Genomic DNA, 21026 nt, shown 5'->3' on the forward strand with positions numbered 1-21026 from the left:
AGCGTCGAGGGAGTTGTAGGTCCGCGCCAGTTGCAGGCGCTGGCCGACGCCGGCGATGTCGAAGTCCGTCGCCGTCAGCATCAGGTTGCCGGTCGAGTAGTCGATCTTCGCGGTGAGCGCGTCCGTGATCGCGAAACTGGTGTAGCGGTGCCAGGGCACATTGCCCTGGCCCTCGGGGACGACGCTCAGCGCGGAAGTGCCGGCGGCCGCGGCCCGGGACGGCGCCTGCTTGCCACCGCCCGCCTTGCCCGCAGGGCCCTTGACGCGCTCGCGCTGCTCGCGCTGCCAGGGCAGCAACGCCTCGTCCGTCGGGTTCTCGGACCGCTCGGACGCCACCGGGCGGTTCTCACCGACCTTCACCGGCGGCATCTCGAAGTCCGGGCTGTCCTTGCCCCACGCCGACACCGGCTTGTCGTCGGCCGCCGCCACACCCGCACCGTGCAGGACGGAGACGGCCAGGGCGATCGAGGCGATCGCCGCCAGGGACACGCCGGTTGCCGATCTCTTGCGGGCACGCCGGAACGGCATGCCGAAGGCACGCTCATGCATTGACTTCCCCCCACAGGAAGACGAATCCCGGCGGCCCCAGCGGCCACCGGGCGCCCACAAGTTGTCACAGAACTCGCACAAACGTCCGGGGCGTTCCCGGCAACTCCCCTCTCATGCGGGCAGGAATCAGCCCCTCCTTTTCATTGGTCAAATCGCCATGAATGCGACAAGCGGACAGTCTGGACCCCCTTTGGGTCAAGCGGTACAGCCCTGCTTCGCTCTGTGGCATTCGACCAATAGCCCTCCCTACGGCACCGCTTAGGAGGTCGCGCACTTGGCTGCCGCTGATGGCGATGGGTGTCACAGTGGCGGGGTGCGAGCGCGTCGTAGGTGGCGTTCCAGGCGGCTTGCGTCTGCATCAGGGCGCCGGCGGCGCCCATGCCGCGCTGGATCGGCTGCTCGAATGAAGCTGCACTTCGAACGCGCCTGCCCGGCCTCGCGTCGGAGTGCGGCTCGGCGTGGCCGGGCCCACGGTCGCCCCGGTCGCAAGGCGGCGGCCTACATCGGTGTTCCCCCACCCGCCGCATATCAGCCGTCCAGTGAGGCGGCCAGGGCATGTACGAAGGGCCTCGCGGGCGACCTTCCGGGCGAGGACGTCGCGGTCGACGTCCGGGGCGACGGCGGCGAAGGACCTCGGTACATGTACCCATCACCGCCGCCGTGGGGGAACCGGGGGCGGGTCAGCGCTGCCGTGCAGGGGCGCGCCCAGCCGGGGTTGCGCAGCGGATTGCGATGATCGCAGTCCCAGCATTTCCCGATCTCCGGGAGCCTCTCGTACCGCGTGCCGCCGACGCAAAGTCCACCGCAGCCCGAACCAACCGCAACCCCGGACCGGCTCTTGGCCATGCTCCGGCTCCGCTGAAGCGGCGGCCTGGAGGCGGGCGGCGGGCGTCGCAGGCGAATGCTCGACCAGGCCGCCGGTCTCGCCGACACCCGCGGCCTGTGAACCCCAGCTCTCCGGACCACCCGACTGGTGGAACGGCAGATCGATCACCCGTGCCCACCACCGGCGCCGCCGCCATCATGGGAGCCGAGCCGAAGACGTGGAGCGCCTACGTCGCGCGCGGCCAGGCGCCGGCCCCGGAAGACCACGCAGGCCGTGAGCCGGTCTGGCATCTCTCGACCGTGCGGCACGACATCGACCCGCCCCGGCCGGCCCGGCCGCCCGCCGAAGCGCTGACGCTTTCGGATAACAAGCAGACGCTGCGCTTTCTCGGCGAACGGATCGTCGTGGTCGAGGCCGTGGAGGGCAGCCCGTTCGAGGTGGGCACCGTCACCTTCACCGGCGCGACCACCCAGCGCGCAGTCGTCGACGCCAGCAAGCAGGTCCCCGGCATGCTGGGCTGAACGCCTGTGGCCCGCAGGCAGGGGTGGACTTGCCGGCCGTACGGGTTGGCACGTGCCCACCTGGGAGTACTTGACCGTGCGGTGCTACGGCTGCAGGCAGAAAAAGTCGCTCGCCCCGTACAACCCTTGAGTCCCTTCGGGAGTCTCTCCTGCGCCGGTCATGATCGTGGCATGCCAAACGCTGTCGGCGACGGCAACGGCGATGGCCACGAGAACCGGCACGGACGCCGCTTCCCCGGGAGGACCTTCGTGCGTAAACGCACCCTGCTGATGTCCGCGACTCTGCTCGCGTCGGGCCTGTCCCCGCTCGCCGCGACAGGAGCGCAGGCCGCTCCCGGGGCTCCGGGCGACGTCAACAAGGACGGCTATCGCGACGTCGTCGTGTCGGCTCCGGGCGCCAAGGTGTCCGGGCACGCGGATGCCGGGGCCGTGGTGGTCCTGTACGGCACCGCCCGCGGGATCGACCCCTCCCGGCGCACGGTGCTGACCCAGAACTCCACCGGCGTTCCGGGTACCGCCGAGGCCGGCGACCGCTTCGGCGCCGCCGTGGCCGTCCACGACCTGAACCGCGACGGCTACAGCGACCTCGTGGTCGGCGCGCCCGGTGAGGACGTCGACGGGGACGACGGCGGCGGCTCCGTCACCGTCGTGTACGGCTCGGCCTCCGGCCTCACGAAGGCGAGGACGGTCGCCGACCGCTGGCCGACGTCGCACGACGCCTACGGACGCACGCTCGCCGTGGGCACCTACAACGGACTCAACCCGGTCAACGACGGCAAGCTGTCCATCGCCATCGGCGCCGACGACGCCGAGGTCACCTACATGCCGGCCGACCTGTCCGCGCAGTCCGGCACCTCCGGCAACGGGTTCGCGTTCAACCCGGCCCACGGCATCGTCGCCCTGACCCAGGTCGACCTGCCCGGCACCGACGACGACCGGCTGATCGCCCACGGCCGCGGCGTGGGGGACGGCGGCTGGGGGTACGACGGCACGGGCGACGACCCGGCCACCTGGCTCGCCGACCCGGCCGGGTTCGAGGACGCCCAACTGCCCGCGGGCACGGTCTCCGCCGTGGGCGACCTCAACGGCAACGGCTCGCCCGACCTGGTCGTCGGCAACCCCGAGGACCCCTCGCAGAGCCCCGGGACCGCGCTCGGCGGGCAGGTGACCGTCTACTTCGACGCTGGATACGGCGGTTCGCCGAGCAGCGTGCAGACCATCACCCAGGACACCTCCGGCGTACCCGGAGCCGGTGAGGCCAAGGACCGCTTCGGCGCCTCCGTCGCCGTCGGCGACACCGACAAGGACGGCCGGGCGGACCTTGTGATCGGTGCCCCGGGTGAGAACGGGAACAGCGGATCCGTCATCGTCGTCCGCGGCACCGCAGGACGGCTCGACACCGCCCACGCCCGCACCTGGACCCAGAACACCGCGGGCGTGGCGGGAACCTCGGAGACCGGCGACACCTTCGGCGCGGCCGTGCGCGTCCTCGACACGAACAAAGACGGCCACGCCGACCTGCTCGTCGGCGCCCCCGGCGAGAACGGCGGAGCGGGCAGCCTGTGGCTCCTGCGCGGCTCGGCCACGTCCGTCACGGCCACCGGCTCGGTCAACGTCGGTCCCGGCGGTGCGGGGCTCGGCTCGAGCGGCGTCGCACGCTTCGCCGAGGTGGTGACCGGACCGTGACCGCCCGCACCCCGCACACCCCTTACCGCCCCGGAGCAGACATGCCGTCCCCCGCCCGCGTCCCCACGCGCTCCCTCGCCTGCGCGATCGCCGTCACCACGGCGGCCACACTGACCGCCGTGGTGCTGCCTGCCGGGCCCGCGGCCGCCACGGCGCCGTACAAGGGCGCCAACACCGCCGCCGTACAAGACGACTTCAACGGCGACGGCTACCGCGACTTGGCGGTCGGCGCCCCCGGCGCCGCCAACGGCTCGGTGGACGCCGCCGGTGCGGTCGTGGTGCTCTACGGCTCGGCCAGCGGGGTCTCCGCCACTCACCGCACCGTCATCACCCAGGCCACCACCGGCGTTCCGGGCGCGCCCGAGGAGTGGGACGGCTTCGGCACATCGGTCGCCTCCGCCGACCTGGACCGCGACGGCTACGCCGACCTGCTGGTGGGCACGCCGAGCGAGGCGGCGGGCACGATGGGCGGCATCGGCTCCCTCACCGTCGTCTGGGGCGGCAGCTCCGGGCTCAAGGGAGGAGCGGCCGTCTCACCGCCCACCGGCCTCGACGAGGGCTGCGGCTTCGCCGCAGGCATCGCGGTCGGAGACGTCACCGGCGACGGCGCCCCGGACCTCGGAGTCACCGGGAACTGCGGCGGCACCTCGTACACCGGCCCGTTCACCCGGAGCGGCCGCCCGGCCCAACGGTCCTTCGTCAACGCGCTCGGCACCAACCGCGGTGTCGCCATGGGCGACGTCGACCGCGACGGGCGGGCCGAACGCTTCTGGCTGCCCGGCCCCACCGATGGAGACGTCAACGGCCCGGTGTACGTCGAGGAGGACGGCACCTACACCGAACTGCCGCTCGCCGACGGCCTCACCGGCCACGTCGGGGACATCAACGGCGACGGATACGGCGACCTCGTCACCGGCGCGCCCTACGACGCCTCCCTGATGTCCGACCCCACCGCCGCCCACCGCGGCGGAGAGATCCAGGTCCTCTACGGAGGCCCCCATGGCATCGACCCGGAGCAGAAGCCGCAGGTCATCCACCAGGACACCGCCGGAGTCCCGGGAGCGGGCGAAGACGGCGACATGTTCGGAGAGTCGCTCAGCGTCGGGGACACCGACGGCGACAAGTACGCCGATGTCATCGTCGGGACTCCCTGGGAGGCCCTGGGCTCCCGTATCGGCGCGGGACAGGCGACGCTGCTGCGCGGCTCCGCCACCGGCCTCACCGCCACCGGCGCCGTGGCCTACAGCCAGGACACCGCCGGCGTACCCGGCACGGCAGAGCAGGGCGACCGGTTCGCCGCCGCGGTCCACCTCATCGACCTCACCAAGGACGGCAGGGCGGAACTGACGGTCGGCGCCCCGGGCGAGAACGCCGACGGGTTGCTGTGGACGGCCAAGGGCGGCACGGCCGGCCCTGTGACGTCCGGGTCGAAGACGGTCAGCGGAACCGCCGCCGGTGCCAAGCGAAAGTACGCGGACGTCGAGTTCGGGGCGGCACTCCCCGGCGCGCGCCAGACCGGCTGAGCCGGACGACGGCCTGGCGCTCCACGCGTTGTCGGTGCCCTGCCATGCCTCCTTGACGTAGCAGCCGACGACGATTGCCCCGCCCCCGCTGGCATGACGGCCCTAGGAATACGGTTCGCCTGCCGGCGATTGACGCATGCAGACATACCGCCAACCAGACATCGCCCGAACGCACCCGGCCTCCAAGGCCGGGTGCGTCACCATGTCGAAACTCTGCGATCGGGCACGTATGCGGTTAGCTCGGTCACCGGGCCGGTGCGAGAACTGTGAGGCGACACTCACCACGCGCCCTGCCGATCCGGCTAAGGAGTACTACTTACGGGCCCTGCTCACCAAGAACGCCACCCCGACAATGAGCACCAAGGCGACAGCGATAATCCAGAAGGGCGGAGTGCCCTCCCCGGCGCCCTTGGCGAGAAACTGGCCGTACGACATTAGTTCTCCCGTCTGCTGGTTATCCCTTGTCGGTTCCTAGTTCAGGACGCTGGTTGCGGCCTTCTCGCCCAGTTCACCGGCTCCGTATCCAATGCCGAAACAGGTAGCGCCAACAGCCAACCCGCCCACGCCCGCCGATGGCGTCCGCGAGGTAGTAGTACGTCTTCCCCCGGTCGTCATGGAGTTCAACGTGCCCCCGGGCTCGCGGCTGAAGCCCATGTCCACGCCGGCGGTCGTCTTCGCCGACAGCCCCAGCGGGCCGTTGTGGAAGAAGGTGTCACCGAGCTTGATGCGTTCACTCCGGTCGGTCGAACCGTACTCGCCGTGCACTCGGTGTACGGCGAATCGACGGTGATGCGGGGAACCTCCGGCACCGATGAGTCGATCTTAAAGTAGCACCATGAACTGTATGAGGAGAATAGGTCACCGGTTCTGCCCGAGTGGGACCAGTGCGACTGTGTGCGCGCCGTGTAGCGGTACAGGCCCCCGTCGGCGCGATCGCTCATCTGGAGCCAGGCGCGGGAATCCAAACCGCGCACTGACGTTAATGACGAGGCCCGTGATGGCGGCCGCCTACTTGCAGGCTTGAGCATGCACACCCGCGACGGCCAACACTCACGCACAGCATCGGCCAGGCGCTGGGCGAGACCCTAGCGGGGTCAACAAGTCTGATCTTCGACGCACCGCGGGGATGCCCCTGAGCTGCTTGACCGATACCGCATCTGCGCCCAGGCGACGGCACCCGAGGAGGGCCCACCGCGATCCGCGCCGTACGCCGACGCCTGGTACGCACTGAAGCCAGGCTCAGATCTTGCTCAGATACCGAGGCGGTCTGACCTGCACATGATCTAATCAACCTCGACCACTGGCAGCCCATACGGGTGGCCAGGGAAGAAACAGGGGAAAACTCAATTGTCGAGAATAGTGACCGCTGTTGGTGCCGCTGCCGCGCTTCTGGTAGTGGGCAGTTCCGTGCCTGCTTTCGCGGCTGACTCACCCGACGGCATAGGTGCGCCGCTCATTGCTAGCGGCGCGGATGTCGTTCCGGGGACGGTGTCGCAATCAGAGAGTGCTGCCCCTGAGGAAGAGGCAGCAACAGGCGTGGACAGCGAGGCGCCGCTGGAGGAAGACCTCCCCATTCCGGGGGAGGAGGATGGCCCCGACCTGATAGAAGAACCCAAGACGCCGTTGGGAAACTACTGCGGCCCCGGCAAGTACTTCGTTCACATCACCAAGAACAAGAAGAACACGATGTCGGTGAAGTACTCGACGTTCGTGAAGAACAACAAGTCTTACGCGATCGACTACAAGTTCATCTCCAAGAAGGCCGGGACGACGCTGATTGGTGCTTCCGTCAGCATCAGTTCCGAGTTCAAGGCTATGTGGCTCGGCAAGATCGAGGCTGAGGTGAACGTCAAGGCTGAGAAGTCCTGGACCTCGGAAATAGGAATCGAGACCTACGGCAAGGTCAAGGCCAGGTCGACGGTGTATGGCGACTACGGAATCATGAAGGAGAACGTCGCCGGTTACACCGCCTACCGGTACAGCAACTGCGAGATCGGTCAGAAGAAGAACATGACCGTCTGGGCGCCCTATCGTGAGGGCTGGGTCGTCAAGTAACCGATCGTTTCGCTGCGCGTCCCGGCCGGTGGGCCGGGACGCGCTCCGTGAGGAGTGTCCTATGGGTCGCTATACGGCATTGCCCGGCGCTCTGCTGGTCCTGCTGCTCGCCACTGCTTGCTCCGGCGGGGACGACGGGGAAACCACTGCCCCGACCGCGCGTCACACACCCAGCGCCAGCAACAGCAGCAGTGATGACGCCGAAGTCGAAAGCCCTCCCAAGCAGTCGGAGCTGGCCCTTCCCCGTGGTGCAGATGTCCTTGTACCTGTCACCAAGGGCACGGGCACTGCTGACCTGCCCACCTTCAAACCGCTGACCGACGTGTACACCGTCTACGCCACATGCTCAGGCAAGGGCAAGATGACCATCGTTGACCGCCACGACAAGAAGAGTGAGCCCAGCAAGGTCAGCTGCAATGCCCCCCTGACAGTCGGACGGGTGTACACCGACATCACCACCCAGAAGCTGGCCGTCCACATCGACGGAGCCGACGTGAAGTGGAAGCTCGCGATCGTTTCAGGCGAGCACAGTATGTGACAGCGAACAGTTGCATGCCTCCGTGGCTGCGGAGACTCGTAGCCGAGGACAAGACAACGCTGCCTGAGCCAGCCCGGCCCGCAAGCGGTCCTCACCGGCTCATCCACTGGCCCAGCCCCAGTCACCGTTGACCCGTTGAGCAAACCCAGGGCCCGCCCGACGCCAAGGTCGTGCGGGCCTTCGGCTGTGCCGCAGGGAGGAGTCAGCCGAGGCTGACGAGGGCCTTCACGATGTCGTCCAAGCTTGGGGTGGTGCCGGTGGCGAGGTGACGCACCCAGGAGGCCGCGCGGGCACCAAACTGCACGCCGGCCGAGCGGATGGCGGCGTGAGGTCGAGGTGCGCCAGCCGTGTCGCTCGGACTACATCAAAGTTGCGGCCGCCGCGGTGGGGCTGTCCAATCCAAGCGCTGTTAAGCACTCGTCCTCGACAGCGTGCTCAGCGTCAGGGCGGGACAGAGATGGCCATCCACCACCAGTTCGGCATTCTCCCTGACCGGATAGTGACCTCATGGCTGCGGAGCCAAAGGGGCGTCGATCTACCGCAGGACGGCCCAGGCAGGGTTTGCGGCCTCGCCGTCGCCGTGCGGGTCGGCGGTCTACAACGTCCACGCGTCGTGTTCGGTGCGCTGGTCGAGAGCGGCGAGGATCGCGTCCAAGTCGGCCGGAGGCAGCGCCGCGATGAACCGGCTGATCCGGGTGGCAGGGCCGGCGAGTGCGCCCGAAAGGACGAAGCCTCGCCTGCGCACCTCAACGGGTAGCGGCGCAAGGCCGGTGTGGGGTCCAGGCGGGCGCCCATATCTGCCCTCAGTTCGGTCTGTTCGAAGCTGAGGCTATCGGCCAGCGGGGGCAGGCAAGCTTTGACGTGAAACGCCCGAGGCCCTCCCGCCCTGCCCTGGCTCCGCCAATGCTCGAGCTCCTTGCCATCTCCCGCCCAGCGCCCAGAAGATGGGATCTTGCAGTGATCATGATGCGGACGCCGGGCGTCCGCACACGGGGGACGGGAGCCGGCGCATGCGCGGCACAGCACGAAGGATCAGCGGAAACGTTCTGGCGACGGTGGTGCTGTCAACAGGGCTGGCGGCCTGTACGGGCGGCAAGGAGGAAAGCGCCGGACCGTGCACGGACGGGACGTACGCCTGGTCGAATGTGCGACGCTCGGAGAAGCTGACCGAACTCGCCGACCCTATACGGTTGAAGAAGAAGACAGCGTCCTACTCGGCCCGCCTCAAACCGGTCAGCGAGACCGGCGTACGGCCCACGGTGAACGGAACGCCCCGAGGAGTCAGGGCTCCCGACGTGATCAAAGCCCTGGGAAAACACCTTCGGGCAGACGAACCGCTCGGCGACCCCAGCGAGCCCGACGTGACCGGACACACCTTCGAGGCGGCGACCGGGGACCTCAAGGGTGCGTACTACTCGTGGAGGTATCGCAAGGAGGTCGAAGCCGACTTCACCTACACCTGCAGCTCTAATGCGCCTGTGAAAGGTCATGTACAGACCTGGGAAGAGACAGGCTCAGGCTTCCTCCCCTGCTTTTCCGACCCGTCCGAACTCAAGAGCGGTCGCCAAGCCGCCCGCGCAAGCTGCCCCGAGGGATCCAAAGCAACCAAGGCCTCCTGACCGACACCACAAGCGGAGCACCCTCCACCCAGACGCCGGTACCTCGCCACATCAGGCGCTGACGAGACCGCACAAGCAATGCCGCCACCCCCGCGACGGCAGTCCGTCAACCCGGGAATCTCTTGGTTCAGCGCGATCGCTTCTCGCACCCCTGCAGTGCCAGGGCTCCCCGCTGGTTCGCCGACCTGTCCAGCGGAATTCGAGGGGTCCTCACCCGTCCCCGGAGCATGCTGCAAGCGGACGAGGCAGCGACGAGGATGGGAGACCCCACATGACCCACATGACCCCCAACGGGTTCCTGCGCATCGAAAAAGGACAGGCCGAACCCGAGGAACTGGCCGCACTGACAGCCGTCCTCCTGGCCCGCGCGGCCGCCGGACACACCCAGCGGCACCCGCGGCCCCGCACGCAAACCGTCCGCTGGGGGCGCGAATACCGCCCCCGCTATCACTCACCCCATTCCTGGCAGACCGGCTCCTGACGCCACCGTACGCCGTCCATACGGTGTCCGTACGGTCTCTGTACGCTGCGCGGCCGGTTCAGGGGCGGTCGGCTCGGGTGGCGGTGGTGTGAAGCAGCCGGGCCAGGGGGGCTGTGGCGGTGGTGGCGCTGGTGAGCAGCACGAGTGGGGGGCGGTCGCCGTTCGCTGCGATCAGCCGGGCGATCCGGTAGGCGGTGCTGCCGCCGCCGCTGAAGGCGCCCAGCACCCGTAGGCCGGCGCCGTCGGTCAGCGGTCGCAGCGCGGCGTGGCGGGCGCGGGCGCCGCCGGGTGCGTGGTGCAGCAGGACGATCGATTCGGGGCCCCGGTAGGCGGCGGCGAGTTGCTCGTAGCGGGTGAGGGGGGTGCCGTGTGTCTGCACGAGGCAGATGGCTCCGGCGCCCGGGTCGGAGGCGGGCCGCAGGGTCGTCAGCGGCGGGTCGGCCGGGGTGGCGCTGGGCGCGGTGGGCTGGGGGCTGGGGGGGTCGGTGGTGCCGGGCAGCAGTCGCAGCAGGTCGGCGACGGTGGTGGTGTCGCCCGGCAGGTAGGGCAGTTCGGCGAGCAGCAGGGCGCTGTGGGTGAGCGCTGCGGTGGCGTCGGTGTGCGGGTCCGGGTGGCAGAACGCGGTCAGTACCAGGGCGCCGTCGTCGTGGTGGTGGGCGACGAGGGTGAGGGGGAAGGCGGTGTGGGCGCCCAGTGGGTCGGGGCGTTCTACTCGTACGCCGTGGGCGGCCAGTTCTCGTGACAGGTCCGGGGCGGGGTGTGGCCCGCTGTCGAAGGCGAGAAGGCTGCTGTCGGCCGGGAGGGCGGGGTCGGTGGCGGTGGTGGTGTGGATCGGGGTGGACCAGTGGTGGATCTGTCCCGGTGAGAGCCATTCGTAGGACGTCATGTCCAGGATGCGGTCGCGTAGTTCGGTCAGCAGGCCGGCCACGGTGCGGCCGGGTGTGATCTGGATGCTGAGTGGCATGGAGGTGCGCAGCGTGGCCGGGAGGCGGTCGGCGCCCTCGAGGAGGATGCCGCGGCCGGAGGCGGTGACCGCGAAGCGGATGGTTGCGGTGTCGTCGGTGGCGGCGGCCCGGTACAGCAGTACTGCCCACACGGCTTGCAGGGCCGTGCTTTCGGTGCTGCCCAGGTGTGCGGCCCAGGCGGTCAGGCGTTGGGTCTGGTCTGCGGTGAGTTGGGTGCGGGTGCGGCGTGTGGGGCCGGTTGCGGGGGTGAGTGGGAGGGGTGAGAGGGCGCTTGGGGGTGGGGCGGCGGCGGACCACAGGTGCTGGGCGGGGGTGGTGTTCTGGTGGTCGAGCCAGCGCAGGTAGTCGCGCAGGTCGGGGCGGCGCTCGCCGCCGGGCAGTCGGCCGTCGGCCAGGTAGGCGCGGTAGAACTCGTGCAGGAGCAGTCGTGCGCCGGTGTCGTCGAGCAGGGCGTGGTGGTAGGTGAGCAGTATGCGGGCGGGTGCGGGTGTGGGGTCGCCGGCCGGGTCGCCGTCGAGGACGGTGACGCGCAGGCCGCCGGGGCGGCGGGGGTCGAGGCCGCGGCGCTGGTCGTGTGTGATCAGGTCGTTCCAGGCGAGGGAGCCGTGCGGCAGCCACAGCACGTCGGCGTCGACGTGGTCGTGCAGGATGAGCAGGGGGTCGGGGCCGTCGTCGTAGGCGGTGCGCAGCACGCTTTCGTGGTCGACGACCGATTGCCAGGCGGTGCGGAACCGGTCGGGGTCGAGCGGTCCGTGCCAGGCGCAGGACAGCCGTTCCACGTGACGGCCGGGGTGGGCGTCGGCGTCGGCGAGCAGTTCGCGCATCAGGGGGGTGGGTGGGAGTGTGTGGGTGGCGCGGGTGGGGGGTGCGGGTGGGCGGGTCAGCAGGTCGGCGAGGAGTCCGTAGGGGAACGTTTCATCGGGGTGGCCGGTGGCCTGGCTGGTGTGGTCGTCGGTCCCGGTGGTGCCGGTGGTCAGCTGCAGCGTGTGGGGGCCGTGGCGGTGGACCCGGTGGTGCAGGGCGCCTGTGCCCGGGAGGTGGGCGGCGGCCCGGCCGAGGGCGGCTTCGAGTCGGGTCTCGTCGAGCGGTCCGTGGACTTCCAGGCGTGGTCGGTGGTGGGGGGGCGGTCCGAGGTCGAGGATGACGGAGGTCGGCTCCTCGTCGGGTGGGGGTGGGGTGGGGTGGGTGGTCATCGGCTGTACGGGGTGCGCCTGTGGTGGCCGCGCGTACGGTGTGCGGTCGGCGGGTGCGCACGGCCGCGGCGTACGGCTGCGAAGGCCCCCTCCCTCCCCTCTGTGCGAGTGCTCGACGAGTATGTGCGGGGCGGCCGATGCGGGCCTGGGACGGCGCTGGCACCGTGGTGGGGGTCTCCTTGTTGCTCACGTCCCGCAGCCGTCTGCGGGAGACGTTAACGGGGTGGGGTGGGGGTGGGGGTGTTTTTCCACCGGTGCTGGATGCGGGCGCGAGCAGGGGTTCAGCGCCGGGTCGGGCTTGTTGCGTGGGTGGGCGGGCCCGGGGGTGTTTTCAGTCGGTGAGCAGGTCGGTGACGGCGCTCATGAAGCCTTCGTCGAGCATGGTGTGCGGGGCGGTGTCGCGGGCGGTGTCGAGGCCGGTGTCGTGGCAGGCGACGCTGATGAGGTAGCGGTTCAGCGCGCGGTGGGTGGTGAAGGCCCATTCGCCGCGGGAGGCGGGCCGGCCGTCGGGGGTGAGGAGGCCTGTGCCGTCGGTGCCGAAGCCGAACTCGGTGAAGCTCAGGCGCAGTCCTTGGCCGATGGCTTTGGTGTAGGCCTCTTTCAGGGTCCACAGTCTCAGCAGTGCGGCGGCGCGTTGCTGTTCGGGCAGTGGGTGCAGTTCGGTGTGTTCGGCGGGGGTGCACACGTGGCCGTGGATGAGGTCGAAGGACATGGGGCGGTCGGCGGGTTCGGCGTCGACGCCGATGCGGCCGTTGCGGCTGACGGCGACGGCGATCAGGTCGTCGGTGTGGGTGAGGCTGATGTCGACTTGGTCGAGTCCGCGCAGGTAGGGCCGGCCGCCGATCTTGTAGGCGAGGTCGAGTGCGGTGGGCTGGGTGTCCAGTGCGGCGGCGGCGGTGAATTTGGTGACCAGGCGTGAGGTGACGAAGCGGAAGCGGACCAGGGGGTCGGTGGTGCGGCGGTAGCGCTGCCAGTCGCGGCCGAGCAGGGGCCGCAGAGCGGGGTCGGTGAGGGCGGGGCCGAGCCATTCGCCCCAGGTGGCGAACACGACGGCGTTGCCGCGGGAGCGCATGTCCTGGCTGACTTGCTGCCAGGGGCCGTCGGGGCCGCGGACGTGGACGGGGCGGCTGATGCGGTCGGGGTCGGCGGGTATGCACGCCGGGTCGGTGAGTGTGGGTGCGTGCACCTCGGTCCACCTCTTGTCGTGGTTGTGGCGCGGGTGGTGTGTGGGGTGGGTCAGCGGGCCAGGGCGGTGGCGGCCAGGTCGCAGCCCAGGCCGGCCCGGTAGCGGCGGATCAGTTCGTGCAGGACGTGCTGGGTGCAGCCGTCGGGCAGGTCGGGTACGGGGATGCCCAGGCGGGCGCCGATGCGGGACAGGGCGAGCACGGGCCAGGCGGCGTCGGCAAGGAAGGGGTCGCTGCCGTCCTGGCCTTCCCAGGTGCCCAGGACGGCTGCGGCGGCGACGACGAGGCTGTAGCGGTCGCTGAGCACCAGTGTCGCGGGGTCGGACAGGCCCGGTGGGTGCCGCGGGAGTTGCCGGCACGTCTGGTGCAGGGCGCGCAGTTCGGCGGCGAACGCCTCGGCGAGTGCGGCGAGGGCGGTGATCTGTCCGCCGACGTTGCGGGAGCGGGCCAGGCGGGCGGCGGAGCCGAGCAGGGAGGCGGCCATGAAGTCGCCGCCGCCGGCGACGGCGAGCAGCCGGTAGTCCAGTGCGGGCAGGTCAGCGCCGGGGCGGAAGAGTTCGGGCGGTGGTTCCTCCTCGGCGAACCAGGCGGTTGTGGCGAGGGTGCGTAGTTGGGGCACGATCACGGATTGGCAGGAGGCGGTGCCGGCGTGGCCGAGTCCGGCCACGGGCAGGTCGCGTACGAGTTTGTCGAGGGCGCCGTATTCGGGGTTGTCGTGTTCGTAGCCGCGTCCGCCGAGGACGGCGGCGAGTTCTTCGAGGTTTTCGCGCAGCAGGTCGGGGACGACGTATTTGACGGCGGCGGCGAAGACGTGGGCGCGGTCGGGCAGCAGGCTGAGGGCGCGCAGGGCGACGGTGGCCATGGCGTCGCAGGCCAGCAGGTCGGCGAAGACGCCGGTGAGGGGCTTGTGCCAGCGGCGGGCGACGGGGCCGCTGCGGCCGGTGGTGGCGGCGCGGACGGCGGAGTGCAGGACGGTGTCGGCGGCGGCGGTGATCACGCCGCAGATGACGCTGCGGTTGACCTGGAAGGTGCGCAGGGCCAGGGCGACGCCTTCGCCGGTGCGGCCGACGAGGGCGTCGGCGGGCACGGGGCGGTTGTGGAAGTGCAGTCCGCTGAACAGGGCGCCGCGCATGCCGGAGGTCGTCACGCGCGGCAGGTGCCGGACGTGGGCGGGGGGTGCGTCGGCGGGGTCGAGCAGGAACACGGAGTGGCTGTGCGGGCCGCGTGCGGGGTCGGTGCGGGCGTAGACGACGTGGGCGTCGGCGCGGGCGGCGTTGATGATCAGGTCCTTGCGTCCGGTGAGGAGGTGGCCGCCGGCCGGGGTGGGGTGGGCGGTGAACTCGTGGCGCAGGAGGGCGTTGGCGTGGGCGAGTTCGTGGTGCAGGATCGTCGCGCGTTTGCCGTTCAGCAGCAGTCGGGCCAGGCGGTGGCGTTGTTGCCGGCTGCCGGCGGCCCAGACGGCGCCGGCTGCGAACAGCGAGGTGATGCCGTGGCCGAAGCCGAGGGCGACGTCGCGCCGGAAGACGGGGCGCAGGGTGCGGGCCAGCAGGTCGGCGCGGGTGAGGCGGCCGCCGTGGGCGAGGGGTACGAATTCGGCGGCCAGGTTGGTCCGGTCGAGGAGTTCTTCGGTGTGGTGGGGAGGGGTGCGCTGGTCGTCGGCGGTGAACAGTGCCCGCAGGCCGTGGGGGTTGGCGCTGTCGTAGGGGTCGCCGAGGAGGGTCTCGAGCCGGGCGGCGCGCGCGTTCGCGGCTCGTTCCCAGTCGCCGGGTGCGGTGCCCGGTGCGTGTCCGGTCTCGGCGGTGGTGGTCATCGCGCTCGGTCAGCTCCTCGGGTCCTGGGAGGGGCCCTGTCGCGCCCGTACGTCACTGTGGCCGCGTTCCCTCGCGGGGTGTTGGGGGTTTGCTCGAACCGTGGTGGAGGATCGGTTCGGGCGGTGCGTCGGACGTTGTCGTGATTTCGCTGCTGGAAGCCGTTCGGTCCAGGGGTTCTCCAGTTTTCTTCGAGCGGTCCGCGAGCGTTTCTTCAGAAGGGCTGTATGCGGTGTGAGGTAGTTCACCGGGGGCTGCGGCCGGAAACAGGAGAGGGGGCTGTCGCGGTCCCTTTTCTTTTTCATGGTCGAGAAGGGATCGCGGCAGCCCCGGGTGGTCGTGCGGAGGGCGTTCAGCCGGTCTTGCGCCGGAAGTAGCGTTTCTTTCCTGCAGGTCCGCTCATGCCTTTGACGCGCAGTCGGCCCTCTTCGTGGGCCTGGCGGGCCTGGTTGGCGTTCGCTTTGCGCACGAGTGCCTCACGGAATTTGGCCCGGTCGTCGTCCTCGAAGGAATTGTCCTCGGGAATTCCCGTCATATACACCTCCGATGGGGGATGTTCCGCATCCAGGCTGGCACAGAGTTCTCGCACCGGCCAGATGCGCTTTTCGTTCGGGGAATGGAATTCGGCCGCTTCGGGGCGGGTGGGCCTCACGATCCGGTGGTGGCCGGTGACCTTTTTCGTCCGTGGCCGGTGGGCAGCAGGGTGCTCAGTGCGGTCGTCAGCAGGAAGACGGCGACATTGCACCAGAGGACGGCCGCCGTGACCGTGGCGGATCGTCCCGCCCCGGTGTGGTGCCCCGCTCCGTCGCCCAGCTGCCCGAAGTACAGCCCGGCGATGACGGCGACGCCGGCGGCCGAGCTGAACTGGATGGCGGCGTTGAGCACCCCGGAGCCCGCCCCGGCGTCGTCGGCGGGGACGTCTTCCAGGACGACGGCGGTCAGCACGGGGGTGGTCAGGCCCATCCCGCAGCCCATGACCAGCTCGGCGGCGGCCAGTTGCGGCCAGGCCAGCTGCCCGTCGCCGGCCGCCCAGATCGCCAGCAGTGTCCACAGGGCGCCGCCGCCCATCAGCAGGGACCCGGCCGCCACGCAGGTCCGGCGGTGGCCCGCGCCGTGCTTCCAGGCGATCTGGAAGGTGGCGGTGATACCGACCGGCCAGGCCGCGGTGACCAGTGCGGTTTTCAGCACCGGCCAGCCGAGCCCGGTCTGCAGGTGGTACGTCAGCACGAGGAAGAACGAGGCGACGCCGCTGAAGACCAGGAGGGTCACGGTCAGGCCGACCCGGGTGGAGCGGTGCCGGAAGAGTGTCGGCGGGACCAGTGCGGAGCCGTCGCGCCGGTGCCGCACACCCTGCTGCCGTACGAACACGGCGAACGTCGCGGCACCGGCGCCGACGAGGACGAGCATCCAGGCCGGCCAGCCCGCTTCCCTGCCCTGGATCAGGGGATACATCACGCCCAGGGAGGCGGCCGTCAGCAGCAGCACGCCGGTCAGGTCCAGGCGTGGCGGCTGCTGCGAGCGGGACTCGGGCATGCTGCGGGCCGCCATGACCAGTGCGATCAGCCCGAGCGGCACGTTGATCAGGAAGATCGCCCGCCATCCCAGGCCCAGCACGTCGAGGTCGGTGAGTGTGCCGCCGAGCAGGGGGCCGGCGACGCTGCCGATGCTGAGCGCCGCGCCCAGCACGGCGAACGCCCGTGCCCACTCGTCCCGGTGGAACATCGTGACCACGACCGACACGGCCTGGGGCACCATCAGGGCGGCCGTGAAGCCCTGCGCGAACCGCCCCGCCACCAGTACCTCGGGGGCACCCGCGAGACCGCACACGGCCGATGCCGCGGTGAATCCGGCGACTCCCGTCATGAACAGGCGCTTGCGTCCGTAGATGTCGCCGAGCCGGCCCCCCGTGATGAGGAACAGGGCGTAGGCCAGGGCGTAGCCGGCAAGGGTCCACTGGGCGGTGGCGAAGCCGGCCCCGAGGTCGCGCTGGATGGCGGGCAGGACCACGGTGACGGCGTTCGCGTCCAGGTTGTCCAGGAACGACGCCAGGGTGACCACGGCGAGCGCCAGCCAGCGGTGCGGTGAGGGGGCGGGGGTGGGAGCGCCGGTGGGGCGGGGTGGTGCCTCCGTGGGGCCCTGGTGCGCTGCGGAGTCGGTGGGCTCAGGCATGGCATCCCTCACAGTGTGTTTCCCAGAACGGCATCGAGTGCCCGGTCCATGTCGTCCTCCGACAGCTCGCCGGCCGCCTGCAGGGCGTCGGCGGCGGTGTTCGCCCCCGCGGGCTCGTTGTCCGGCTGCGCGAGCCGGAGCAGCTGTGCCAGCAGTCCGCTGTCCCTCAGCTGGTCCGCGCTCACGCGTTTCAGCGCCCATGCGGCGGCCTGTGAGGGATCCTGTGGCGGCCCGGACTCCTCGCCCGTGGTGCCGAGGTCCAGACGCACGTGCAGGAACTCGGCGACGGCCCGGGGGGTCGGGTAGTCGAAGGCGAGCGTGCTGGGCAGGGACACCTGCGCCTGGGCGCTGAGCCGGTTGCGCAGCTCCACCGCCATCAGCGAGTCCCAGCCGAACTCGCGCAGCTGCTTGTCCGCCGGGACCGTCTGCGCCCCCGGCAGGCCGAGCACTGCGGCGACCTCCTGCCGGACGGCGGCCAGCAGCGCCGCGACCTGTTCACCCGCCGGCAGCCCGGCCAGCCGTGCACGGAAGGTCTCCGTGTGCGCCGCGGCCTGCCGGGCCCGGCGCAGCCGCGGCCGTGCCAGGGCCGCGAAGAGCGGGGCGGCCTCCTGGCCGGCGTCCAGAGCGGCCACGTCCAGCTTGATCGGGACCAGATGGGTCTCCGGGCGGCCCAGGGCGGCGTCCATCGCGTGGATGGCCTCCTGCGTGGACAGTGCCCGCGAGCCGCGCTGGCGCAGCCGTGTCAGCTCGGTGTCGCCGAGGTGGGAGGTCATGCCGATGCCCGCCTGCTCCCACAGGCCCCAGGCGAGGCTCACCGCGGGCAGGCCGAGCTTGCGCCGGTGGGCCGCCAGCGTGTCGAGGAAGACGTTGGCCGCCGCGTAGTTGCTCTGGCCGGGGGCGCCCAGTGTGCCCGCCGCCGAGGAGAACAGGACGAACGCCGCCAGGTCCAGACCGGCCGTCAGCTCGTGCAGATGCATCGCACCCGACACCTTCGGCGCGAGCACCCGGGCGAAGCGGTCGGCGTCCTGGTTGCGGACGATGCCGTCGTCGAGCACGGCCGCGAGGTGGAAGACACCCGTCAGCGGGTGCCGTGCGCCCGCCTCGCCGACGACACGGGCCACGTCCTCACGGTTCGACACGTCGCAGGCCAGCACGCGCACGTCGCTCGCGCCCGCGTCGAGCAGCTCGGTCACCACCTCGTCGGCGCCGGGTGCGCGCGGCCCGCGGCGCGAGGTGAGCACCAGGTGCCGCACCCCGTGCTCCTCGACCAGGCGGCGTGCCACCAGGCGGCCGAGCTCACCCGTGCCGCCCGTCAGCAGCACGGTGCCCGCGCCGTCCAGGGACTGCGGAACGGTGAGGACCAGCTTGCCGACGGTGCGGCCCTGCGCCATGAGCCGGAACGCGCTCGGCGCCTCCCGCACGTCGAACGCCGAGTACCGAAGGGGGGTGAGGGCTCCCTGCTCCAGCAGGGCGACGAGTTCGCACAGCATCTCCTGGACGCGGTCGGCCCCGCTGTCGATCAGGTCGAACGCCCGGTAGTGGACGCCGGGGCATGCCGCGGCGATCTCGTCGGCGTCCCGCACGTCCGTCTTGCCCATCTCCAGGAACCGGCCGCCACGCGGCAGCAGCCGCAGTGACGCGTCGACGAACTCCTCGGTCAGCGCGTTCAGCACCACGTCCACGCCCGTGCCGCCGGTCAGCGACAGCCACTTGTCCGCGAAGCCGGTGTCGCGGGAGGAGGCGATGCGGTCCTCGGGCAGGCCGAGCTCCCTGAGGACGGGCCACTTGCCGGGGCTCGCCGTGCCGTAGAGCTCGCAGCCGGCATGCCGGGCGAGCTGGAGCGCGGCCTGTCCGACACCGCCCGCCGCCGCGTGGACGAGGACCTTGTCCCCCGCACGCAGGGGGCCGAGGTCCGTGAAGGCGTAGTGGGCGGTGAGGTAGGCCAGGGGGACGGTCGCGGCCTCCACGAAGGACAGCGAGTCCGGGATGCGCACCATCCAGCGCGCGTCCACCGTCACCTCGGAGCCGAACGTGCCCACGGCGAGCCCCATCACGCGGTCGCCGACCCGCAGATGCCTCACGCCCGGACCCGTCTGCAGGACGACACCCGCGCACTCCAGGCCGAGTTTCGGCGCGTGCACCATGTCGAGGGCGTTGAGCACGTCGCGGAAGTTCATGCCGGCCGCGCGGATGCCCACCCGGACGAATCCGTCCGCCGGCGGAGCGTCGCGGTCGACGGGACGGAAGACGAACGTGTCCAGCCGGCCCTTGTCCTCGATGTCCAGATACCAGGGCTGCTGCCGTACGTCCGGGACGAGCAGGTCCGGCGAGGACGTGCGGTCGGCCCGCACCAGCCGGGGCGCCAGCACACCGCCCCCGCGGACGACGAGCTCCGGCTCGCTCCTGGAGAGCAGGACCCGGCGCAGCAGGGCCGCGTCGGGCTGTTCGGCACCGAGGTCGACCAGCCGGAGGCCACGCTCGGGGTGTTCGGCGCGGGCCACGCGGACCAGGCCCCACAGCGGCGCGTGCTCCAGCGAGGGGATGGTGTCCACCGGGCTCGCGGCCACCGCGCCCCGGGTCACCCAGACGACGTCGGTGCCCTCCGACCGCGGATCCTCCAGCAGCTCCTGCAGCCAGGCCAGCGCCGCCGTCACCGTCTGTCCGGCACGCTCCTTCACGGTCCGGCCGTTCGAGCGGGTCTCGCCGGCGGCGCTGAGGTCGACGACGACGGTACGAGGACGGTTCGCGTCGAACGGCACGGCGGTGCCCAGGCTCACGGCGTTCTCCACGCCCAGCGTCCGGGCCACCACTCCGCCCGGGCCGAGCACCAGCAGTTCGCCGGCCTCCCCCGGTGGCGTGCCGGGCTCGTCCGCCGGCGTCTGCGGCTGGTACTCGACGCGGTACAGGTGCTCGGTGTCGCGGGTGGTGCCCGTGCCCTTGAGCTGCGCGGTGTCGGTGCGCTTGACCGCCAGGCCCTGCGCGCTCAGGACGGGCTCGCCCGTACCGTCGCAGACGAGGATGCGGGCGGTGGAGTCGTCCACGAGCTCGGCGCGGACCCGCAGCTGCGTACCGCCCGTGGCGAACAGCCGCACGCCGGTCCACAAGAACGGCAGCAGGACTCCGTCGGAGCCGTCGCCGTCCGGGTCGCTTTTCTGTGTTGCCGCCAGGGTGTGCAGGGCGGCGTCCAGGAGCGCGGGGTGCAGCGCGAAGCCCTCGGCGTCCGGCCGGGCCTGCTCCGGCAGCTGCACCAGGCCGTAGGCGACGTTTCCGGCACGCCACAGTTCGGTCAGGCCCTGGAACACCGGTCCGTATTCCAGCCCTTGCTCGAAAAGGTCCGGGTAGAAGCCGTCCAGGCCGACCCGCTCGGCTCCGTTCGCCGGCCATGCGCGCAGGTCGAGGTGGGGCGGGGCCTGTGCGCCCGTCCCGGTCAGGGTGCCGGTGGCGTGCAGGGTCCAAGGGGTGGTGTCGCTCCCGCCGTCGGGCCGGCTGTAGATGTCCACGGGGAGAGCGTCTCCGTCCGCGGCACCGACCTTCACCTGGAGGCGGACCGCGTCGTCGGCATCGAGCACCAGGGGCTGCGACAGCGTCAGTTCGCCGACGCCGGCCGCGCCCAGGTGGTGGGCGGCGGTGAGCGCCATGTCGAGGAGCCCGGTCCCGGGGACCAGCACGGTGCCGTGCACCGCGTGGTCCTTCAGCCACGGCTGCTCGGCGAGCGACAGCCGGCCGGTGAACAGGTGCCCCTCTCCGTCGGCCAGCTCGACCACGGCCCCGAGCCAGGGGTGTGCGGAGGCGTCGAGACCGAGCGATCCGGCGTCCCCGGTCGTCCTGACCGTCTGGTGCCAGTAGCGCTGGCGCTGGAAGGCGTAGGTCGGCAGTGGCACGAGGGTGCCGGCGCCCAGCACCCGGTCC

Annotated in this window: 14 protein-coding genes and 1 pseudogene; 7 read left to right on the forward strand and 8 right to left on the reverse strand. The window is 71.0% G+C overall.

Translation table 11 applies throughout. From position 1 onward, the window contains the following. A partial coding sequence (locus Q5694_RS34380) for a DUF6531 domain-containing protein (RefSeq protein WP_333937446.1) occupies positions 1 to 549 on the reverse strand: 549 nt, incomplete at its 3' end. A 996-nt stretch (positions 550 to 1545) separates the two neighbouring features. Between Q5694_RS34380 and Q5694_RS34385 the strand changes: the two genes are divergently transcribed. The 3 genes from Q5694_RS34385 (at position 1546) to Q5694_RS34395 (ending at position 5105) form a co-directional block, all read left to right on the forward strand. Next, a complete protein-coding gene (locus Q5694_RS34385; protein ID WP_333937447.1) occupies positions 1546 to 1896 on the forward strand; it encodes a hypothetical protein in 351 nt (116 codons plus the stop codon). 171 nt (positions 1897 to 2067) lie between these two features. After that, positions 2068 to 3582: a hypothetical protein gene (locus tag Q5694_RS34390; protein ID WP_333937448.1), complete on the forward strand. Its 1515-nt coding sequence runs from the start codon at positions 2068 to 2070 to the stop codon at positions 3580 to 3582. Continuing rightward, positions 3579 to 5105, forward strand: a complete 1527-nt coding sequence (locus Q5694_RS34395) for an FG-GAP-like repeat-containing protein (RefSeq protein ID WP_333937449.1) — start codon at positions 3579 to 3581, stop codon at positions 5103 to 5105. The genes Q5694_RS34390 and Q5694_RS34395 overlap by 4 nt, the downstream gene beginning before the upstream one ends. Positions 5106 to 5673: 568 nt before the next feature. On the opposite strand, the pseudogene Q5694_RS34400 reads toward Q5694_RS34395, so the two are convergent. Beyond that, positions 5674 to 5864: pseudogene (locus Q5694_RS34400) on the reverse strand (hypothetical protein); the annotation flags it as partial. Between the two features lie 588 nt (positions 5865 to 6452). Between Q5694_RS34400 and Q5694_RS34405 the strand changes: the two are divergent. The 4 genes from Q5694_RS34405 to Q5694_RS34420 all read left to right on the forward strand — a co-directional run bounded on the left by Q5694_RS34405 (position 6453) and on the right by Q5694_RS34420 (position 9798). Next, entirely contained in the window at positions 6453 to 7160 is a 708-nt protein-coding gene (locus tag Q5694_RS34405; RefSeq protein WP_333937450.1) for a hypothetical protein, read from the forward strand. A gap of 61 nt (positions 7161 to 7221) precedes the next feature. Next, a complete protein-coding gene (locus Q5694_RS34410; protein WP_333937451.1) occupies positions 7222 to 7698 on the forward strand; it encodes a hypothetical protein in 477 nt (158 codons plus the stop codon). Positions 7699 to 8708: 1010 nt separating this feature from the next. Next, on the forward strand, positions 8709 to 9317 hold the full coding sequence (locus Q5694_RS34415; RefSeq protein ID WP_333937452.1) for a hypothetical protein: 609 nt from the start codon (positions 8709 to 8711) through the stop codon (positions 9315 to 9317). A 271-nt stretch (positions 9318 to 9588) separates the two neighbouring features. Continuing rightward, positions 9589 to 9798, forward strand: coding sequence for an acyl-CoA carboxylase epsilon subunit (locus Q5694_RS34420; protein ID WP_333937453.1), 210 nt, complete (start codon positions 9589 to 9591; stop codon positions 9796 to 9798). Positions 9799 to 9856: 58 nt separating this feature from the next. On the opposite strand, the gene Q5694_RS34425 is transcribed toward Q5694_RS34420, so the two are convergent. The 6 genes from Q5694_RS34425 to Q5694_RS34450 all read right to left on the reverse strand — a co-directional run. After that, positions 9857 to 11956 carry a condensation domain-containing protein gene (locus Q5694_RS34425; RefSeq protein WP_333937454.1) on the reverse strand — a complete coding sequence of 700 codons (2100 nt, stop codon included), beginning with the start codon at positions 11954 to 11956 and terminating at the stop codon, positions 9857 to 9859. A gap of 331 nt (positions 11957 to 12287) precedes the next feature. Further along, positions 12288 to 13142, reverse strand: a complete 855-nt coding sequence (locus Q5694_RS34430; RefSeq protein WP_333937455.1) for a 4'-phosphopantetheinyl transferase superfamily protein — start codon at positions 13140 to 13142, stop codon at positions 12288 to 12290. Positions 13143 to 13192: 50 nt separating this feature from the next. Then, positions 13193 to 14950, reverse strand: coding sequence for an acyl-CoA dehydrogenase (locus Q5694_RS34435; protein ID WP_333937456.1), 1758 nt, complete (start codon positions 14948 to 14950; stop codon positions 13193 to 13195). 350 nt (positions 14951 to 15300) lie between these two features. Next, the gene (locus Q5694_RS34440; protein ID WP_333937457.1) at positions 15301 to 15600 is read right to left on the reverse strand and encodes a DUF5302 domain-containing protein; all 300 of its coding nucleotides are present in this window, start codon (positions 15598 to 15600) and stop codon (positions 15301 to 15303) included. After that, positions 15597 to 17117 carry an MFS transporter gene (locus Q5694_RS34445; protein WP_333937458.1) on the reverse strand — a complete coding sequence of 507 codons (1521 nt, stop codon included), beginning with the start codon at positions 17115 to 17117 and terminating at the stop codon, positions 15597 to 15599. The genes Q5694_RS34440 and Q5694_RS34445 overlap by 4 nt, the downstream gene beginning before the upstream one ends. Positions 17118 to 17125: 8 nt before the next feature. After that, positions 17126 to 21026, reverse strand: a 3901-nt coding sequence (locus Q5694_RS34450; protein WP_333937459.1) for an SDR family NAD(P)-dependent oxidoreductase, incomplete at its 5' end; no start/stop codon positions are given.

The sequence above is a fragment of the Streptomyces sp. AHA2 genome (genome assembly GCF_036857595.1).
Lineage (GTDB): Bacteria > Actinomycetota > Actinomycetes > Streptomycetales > Streptomycetaceae > Streptomyces.

Excerpts from the sequence above, each read along its gene's own strand:
- Q5694_RS34390 (WP_333937448.1), top strand. The coding sequence starts at position 2,068 with ATGCCAAACGCTGTCGGCGACGGCAACGGCGATGGCCACGAGAACCGG.
- Q5694_RS34410 (WP_333937451.1), top strand. The coding sequence starts at position 7,222 with ATGGGTCGCTATACGGCATTGCCCGGCGCTCTGCTGGTCCTGCTGCTC.
- Q5694_RS34415 (WP_333937452.1), top strand. The coding sequence starts at position 8,709 with ATGCGCGGCACAGCACGAAGGATCAGCGGAAACGTTCTGGCGACGGTG.
- Q5694_RS34420 (WP_333937453.1), top strand. The coding sequence starts at position 9,589 with ATGACCCACATGACCCCCAACGGGTTCCTGCGCATCGAAAAAGGACAG.
- Q5694_RS34425 (WP_333937454.1), bottom strand. The coding sequence starts at position 11,956 with ATGACCACCCACCCCACCCCACCCCCACCCGACGAGGAGCCGACCTCC.
- Q5694_RS34435 (WP_333937456.1), bottom strand. The coding sequence starts at position 14,950 with ATGACCACCACCGCCGAGACCGGACACGCACCGGGCACCGCACCCGGC.
- Q5694_RS34445 (WP_333937458.1), bottom strand. The coding sequence starts at position 17,117 with ATGCCTGAGCCCACCGACTCCGCAGCGCACCAGGGCCCCACGGAGGCA.